The 1,535-nt window shown below is 41.8% G+C and carries 2 protein-coding genes and 1 pseudogene; 1 reads left to right on the forward strand and 2 read right to left on the reverse strand.

All coding sequences use genetic code 11. The annotated features are described in order from the left end of the window. A pseudogene (locus ACMHKJ_RS19415) lies at nucleotides 1–135 on the reverse strand (YmfL family putative regulatory protein); the annotation flags it as partial. A gap of 57 nt (nucleotides 136–192) precedes the next feature. Beyond that, the gene (locus ACMHKJ_RS19180) at nucleotides 193–423 is read right to left on the reverse strand and encodes a helix-turn-helix domain-containing protein (RefSeq protein ID WP_413496424.1); all 231 of its coding nucleotides are present in this window, start codon (nucleotides 421–423) and stop codon (nucleotides 193–195) included. A gap of 39 nt (nucleotides 424–462) precedes the next feature. On the opposite strand from ACMHKJ_RS19180, the gene ACMHKJ_RS19185 reads away from it, so the two are divergent. Then, nucleotides 463–1,125 carry a helix-turn-helix domain-containing protein gene (locus ACMHKJ_RS19185; protein WP_413496426.1) on the forward strand — a complete coding sequence of 221 codons (663 nt, stop codon included), beginning with the start codon at nucleotides 463–465 and terminating at the stop codon, nucleotides 1,123–1,125. Nucleotides 1,126–1,535: the final 410 nt, after the last annotated feature.

Below are 1,535 nucleotides of genomic sequence, written 5' to 3' on the forward strand. Positions count from 1 at the left end.
ACAGCCGTTTTTCTCATAGAACCGGTTATTGAATGACGTCACAGACAAACCCAGTGCGCCAGCCATTGCCTCGCGCCCACCTGGTGCAGCACTACACATTTCTCTTACGACTTCTTTCAGTGATTGGTTTTTCATGTCCTACTCTCTTTCGGATTTTGTTGTAGTTAATCAAATAGTTCTGACGATGTATCCTTAGCTCACCGTTCCGCGACTGCCGCTTATCAACTCAGTTAAATCGGGACGAATCTCTGATGGCGCAATTTCATTATTAGTGGCTCTTACGATCAGCATGACAAAGCGAGCTTCAATGCCACCGCCATGCAACCAGCGCCAAACGGTTGGTTGACTGACACCACACAAGGTGGCTAATTTTTTTTGCCCACCAGCTATATGGATTGCTTTTTGGATAGCTTGGTTTTTCATATTTAACCTCTTTCGTATTATCACGGGTAAATAATAGCAATGAGTATTAATTTATACAATAGCCATGAGTGTTTGCTTTTTAATACCCATGGCTATAAATTCGCGTACATGAAAAGTACACTTGCAGAGCGCCTCAAAGAGGCAATGAAAATCAGAGGTGATATGACTCAGGCTTCACTGGCTGAGGCATCAGGCGTTGCTCAACCTACGATCTGGCGACTTGTGAATGGAAAGGCTAAGGGTTCTGTTAAACTCGTAGATATTGCGAATGCCTTGGCTGTGAACATCGACTGGCTTGCGAATGGTGCTGGTGAAATGAGCAGTCCAAACAAAGAGCATCCATATCAGCTGGATAAATCTTTGAATATTGCCGTTTGGAATGAGAACGGTAAAACAAACGATTTCGTTATTTCCCCTGTAGGAAAGCCACTACCATCGTACCGTGCATACATCATCAGCCGTAATACCGGCTGCGCCGATGTAACTGCGGGTAGCATTGCTATTATTGACCATAGTATATCGCCGGGAACGGGTGATTTAGTTATTGCCAAGGTTGGAGATAACCTTTCCGCCTATAAGTTTCTCGACGGTGGTGATCATGGGTTCTTATCTGTCGATGATTCGAGAGTTCCCCTCGTTGACTTATCTGGTGCGGATTTAATGGGCGTAATTGTATTTTTGATACGCGATTTCAGAAGATAATCAGATACTTTCTTATCATTTATCAGTACCTCCCCATATCTTCCGGCGCTCAGCCTAGTTAAAACCATCACCATAGTCCCATTCCTCTCGAATATAACATCTGATTATAATCACTGTACAAATATACAGTAATGCCGATATACTTTAATCATCTGATGGTATAATGCAAGATAATTCATTCCCCCTCCGGAACAACATTCCGTATTACGCTTCAACTAAATATAAATTAATTCTTTTAATTCATACCATTGCAAAATATCTCAAACAAACATAAAAATACCCATTGCTATATTCAATACTCATTGCTATATTTTCTACAGACACAGAAAGTACGGAGACATAAACATGCAAACAGAACCAACCATCACCACCAGCAACATGTCAGCAGATGATATCGCTGTGTGGATCAT

This window comes from Morganella psychrotolerans, from assembly GCF_965118875.1.
In the GTDB taxonomy this organism is placed as follows: domain Bacteria; phylum Pseudomonadota; class Gammaproteobacteria; order Enterobacterales; family Enterobacteriaceae; genus Morganella; species Morganella psychrotolerans_C.